Here is a 4,393-nt window from a genome sequence, read left to right as displayed (position 1 = left end):
AATCCGTAGCGGTGTAAACCCCTAAGCGCTGGGCACAGACCGAAAAATTTTCAAAAGCCTTCCCTGCGGATTCCCCGGACTCCCTGAGAAAGTGGGCAGGCATCACGATCTTTTTCTTCATCATGTCTGTAAATGCCAGCACCATGCCGTTGGGGTCGTGGTCCATGATTACCTTGACAAACTCACGGTAGGCCAGGTGGTGCCGCATCTCATCGCCGGCGATAATATTGCACATTTTACCCAGAAGGGCATTGCCTTTTTTCCGGGCCAGCTGTGCCACCCTTTTGTGGGAAAGGTTGGTGGCCAGTTCCTGGAAAGTGGTGTATACAAAATTCTTATACGGGTCCCGGTCGGTTCCGATATCAAAGCCATCGCTGATCAGGTGCTGGGTAGATATCTCGATCTCCCGCATATTCACGCGGCCGGACAAATACAGGTATTTGTTTAATACGTCCCCATGCCGGTTTTCTTCCCCAGTCCAGGCACGCACCCAACGGGACCAACTGTTGGGCTCGTCCTGTTGGCTGATGCCTTCCACATCCATTAGCCAGGATTCATAGGTGGGCAAAGCTTCTTCGGTGATGGTGTCCGCCACCAGGGTCACCCAGAAATCATACCCGAGTTCTTTGGAAGCTTCCCTGAGGTCACTTACCTGCTCATAAAACTTTTCGCTTTGGGAATCGGGGAGAAAATCTGTAGGCTGCCAGATGTCTTCCGGGGCAATCAGGAATTCATTCATATACCCGTCTACTTTGGGTTCAATGGCTTCCATTACTTCCAGACGTATATTTTTCTCAACCATGGCGGATTTTTCCCAAAGATCGGGATAAAACAGCAGGTAAGGCCTTGAAAGTAGCGGTTTTCTGTTTGATTCCTTCGTTGGGATGCAAATAGTACGCGGGTACTTCTAAAGATATCCTGCAGGCAAAGTTCCGGTTTCGGGAAGTGCCCGGAAGACCCCGGCGTGCAATAAGGCCATTCGCTCCTTTTTTGTAATTTGACACCTCAGGCAACCTTAAATATGCTCCGCTTTTTTCGAACCCTTCGCCAACGCCTTCTAACTGAAAACAAATTCAGCAAATACCTCCTGTATGCAATAGGTGAAATAGCCCTGGTGATGATTGGTATTTTGTTGGCCCTCCAGGTCAATAACTGGAATGAAGACCGGAAACTTCAAGAACAGGAAATTATCCTGCTTGGTGACATGAAATCCGACCTGCAGGAGACATTGAAAGAACTGCAGTTTGGCAAGTCCCTGCAGGAAAGTACCGTAAAAAATTATCGCATTCTTCTCAAGGCCATCGACAATGATGAGCCGTATTCGGGTAAAATTGACAGTGCCAGCGTTTATATCAACTTTTTTCACGTCCCCAAATTCCGAAGGACGACCTACGAGACCCTGAAAAGCCAGGGAGAAATCCTCTCCAATGACACGCTCAAAAAGGCCATTTCCAATGTCTATGACCGCATGTTTGTCTATATGACTGAAGATCAATTAAAGGTGGAATGGTCAATCTACAATCAGCAAACCCTGCGTTACAATGAAAAATATTTGCGGTATAAAGACCTGCCTTTTCCCGCACCTTTTCCGGTGGATTTTGAAAGAATGAAATCAGATGACGACTTCATTAACTATCTTTCAGGACTCATCGGCTTTCGTACTTACGGTATTACTGTGTATGATAATACCATAGAAGAAATCCAAAAGGTAATTGCCGCTATAGACCAGGAAATGGAGCGCCTGAAAAATTAATTCCGTGCTCGCTTTTTCCGCGCCATGAGCCTGCTATCTGAAAACTCTAAAACCAACCAATATGGACTACAAAAAATCACTTCTTAAACTCGTTATCAGCCTGCTATTATCGCCTATAGTCGTTTACCTCGTATTACTCGCTGCCAAGGCGGCCGGGTCTGTTTATGAGATGTCGCATGGGGAAACCTTTATCATCTGGCTGCTGATGGCCATTGTGGTCAACCTTTCCCTTACCGGGAAGGAATAATGTTCCTAGGCTAAAAATTGCTATCCCCCCGCGCCGCATGAAGGTTGTCTTTATCGTAAATAGCAAAAACAAACGCGCGGTCAGGGTGCTTCCCGAGCTTGAGCTGTTATGTCGGCAAACGAATCCCCGAAGTGTGCAGTTCCTGCCCACCCGGCGAAAAAAACACGCTATCGAACTGGCCAGGGAAGCTGCTGAAAACGGCTGCGATTACATGATTGCTGTTGGGGGTGATGGCACGCTGCACGAAGTGATCAATGGCCTTTTGCAGTGCAGTCTTCCGGCTGATAAATACCCGGCAATCGGACTCCTCCCTTGTGGTTCGGCTAATGATTTTGCCAGAACTGCAAAAATCTTGGATTCGACAGAAGGCCTTTTCAATCTCATTCAAAACCATACAACCCAAAAAATCGACCTCGGCCGTATACAATTGCAACAAACCGGGGTAGTTCGCTATTTCATCAACATCGCGGGAGCAGGGCTTGGGGGTGAAGTCGTTCAAAAAATGGAAGAGTCATCGGCGCTGCTGGGGCCGGGCCTGAATTACTTCTGGCACATCCTCACCGGGTTTCTCCGCTATATCAAAAAGGAAGTGACCTGTACAGGCGGTAATTGGAAATGGAAGGGCCGGCTACTCCAAATGGCCGTGGCCAACGGGCGCTATTTTGGCAATGCCCTATGTGTCGCACCGGATGCCAGGCTTGATGATGGCCTGTTCCAGGTTACCATTTTCGGGGATTTAAGTGTTTGGGATTACCTGAAAAACCTGGGGAAATTGAAAGCAGGGGTTCGGATAAACCATCCCGAAGTCACCTACCAAAATGCGGAGGAGGTATTGCTTGAAAGCAATGTTCCCTGCCCTATTGAGGCAGACGGTGAGTTTATTGGCCATACCCCTGCAACCCTGAGTGTGCTACCGAAAGCCATTGTCTTTTTGATGCCTCCGGAGACTATGTAACATATGGGTTTTCTCAATTCTAACCTTTGAAGATCCCGGGGTTCTGCGGGCGCACTAAATATTTCTCTATCTTGAAAAGCGAAATCAGCTACCTGCTCGCATGCTCCTCGAGGCAGAATCCCTTCTGACACTCCTGAAATCTGAAAACCAATGATCTATTCCTTTTACAACTTACGCCAACGGCTCCTATTCTTGTTGCTGCTTTCCATTTTGGGATGTGCTTCCCCGGAGCGCTTCGATATCCTGATCTCAAACGGGAAAATCCTGGATGGTTCCGGCGGGGAACCCTTCCCGGGAGATCTGGGAATCAACGGAGATAAAATTGTGGCCGTCGGCGACCTTTCCAGGGCTACGGGTAAGACGGAAATCGATGCCGGCGGGTTGGTTGTTTCCCCGGGTTTTATCGATATACACACGCACCTGGATCCCATCCTTGAGCTTTCTGATTGTGAAAGCCATGTTCGGCAAGGGGTAACAACCGCCTTAGGCGGGCCGGACGGAAGCAGTCCCTGGCCCTTTGGCAACTATCTGGATTCACTGGAACAGATAGGCGTCGGTATGAATGTCGGCTACCTCATCGGCCACAATACGGTCAGGAGAAATGTGATGGGCCTGGATAACAGGGCTCCGACCGCGGAAGAACTGACCGCCATGAAAGCGCAGATAGCCCAGGCCATGCAGGAGGGGGCTTATGGGATTTCAACAGGCCTGAAATATTTGCCCGGCACATTCTCCAAAGTCGATGAAGTCATCGAATTATCCAAAGTGGCCTCTGCCGGGGGAGGTATCTACACCTCCCATTTGAGGGAGGAGGGATTAGGATTGCTGGAGTCTGTCCGGGAGGCCATCGTTATATCCAGAGAAGCTGATATTCCCGTGGTGCTCACCCATCACAAAGTGGTCGGCAAACCCATGTGGGGCAAAAGCGAACTAACCCTTTCCATGGTTGATTCTGCCCGGGCCTCAGGCCTGGACATCAAAATAGACCAGTATCCATATAATGCCAGTTATACGGGGATCGGGATACTCATCCCGAGTTGGGCAAGGGCCGGAGGTAATGAAGCTTTCAGGCAGCGGATATCAGATCCTGTGCTCAGGGATAGTGTAAAAGCCGGCATCGTATTTAACATCGTAAATGACCGGGGAGGTGCCGACCTGAATCGTGTACAGTTTGCAAAGGTCGCATGGATGCCCGAACTGGAGGGAAAAACCCTGGAATTCTGGTGTCAGCTAAAAGGCCTGGAGCCCACCATGGAAAACGGGGCAGACCTGGTCATTGAAGCCCAGTTAAACGGGGGTGCTTCCTGCGTTTTTCACGCCATGGATGAGGCAGATGTTGAGCGTATCATGAAACATCCACAAACCATGATCGCATCGGACGGCAGGCTGGTCAGGCCCGGAATGGGACATCCCCACCCCCGGTGGTATGGAACATTTC

At 49.6% G+C, this 4,393-nt stretch carries 5 protein-coding genes; 4 read left to right on the top strand and 1 reads right to left on the bottom strand.

Annotation, left to right across the window (positions count from 1 at the left end; genetic code table 11):
• A partial coding sequence (locus WBV75_RS12790; protein WP_424120977.1) for an acyl-ACP desaturase occupies positions 1 to 802 on the bottom strand: 802 nt, incomplete at its 3' end.
• Positions 803 to 1,021: 219 nt separating this feature from the next.
• On the opposite strand from WBV75_RS12790, the gene WBV75_RS12785 reads away from it, so the two are divergent.
• The 4 genes from WBV75_RS12785 to WBV75_RS12770 form a co-directional block, all read left to right on the top strand.
• A complete protein-coding gene (locus WBV75_RS12785) occupies positions 1,022 to 1,753 on the top strand; it encodes a DUF6090 family protein (protein ID WP_424120976.1) in 732 nt (243 codons plus the stop codon).
• 61 nt (positions 1,754 to 1,814) lie between these two features.
• A complete protein-coding gene (locus tag WBV75_RS12780; protein WP_424120975.1) occupies positions 1,815 to 2,000 on the top strand; it encodes a hypothetical protein in 186 nt (61 codons plus the stop codon).
• Between the two features lie 37 nt (positions 2,001 to 2,037).
• Positions 2,038 to 2,955 (top strand): diacylglycerol/lipid kinase family protein, encoded by a 918-nt coding sequence (locus WBV75_RS12775; protein ID WP_424120974.1) that lies wholly within the window; start codon positions 2,038 to 2,040, stop codon positions 2,953 to 2,955.
• Positions 2,956 to 3,105: 150 nt separating this feature from the next.
• Positions 3,106 to 4,393: N-acyl-D-amino-acid deacylase family protein (locus WBV75_RS12770; protein ID WP_424120973.1), on the top strand; the 1,288-nt coding region annotated here is incomplete at its 3' end.

Origin of the sequence: Robiginitalea sp. (genome assembly GCF_049588695.1) — a bacterium.
GTDB lineage: Bacteria > Bacteroidota > Bacteroidia > Flavobacteriales > Flavobacteriaceae > Robiginitalea.
The sequence above is the reverse complement of the archived record's forward strand: the minus strand, read 5'-3'. Positions and strand labels throughout refer to the sequence as shown.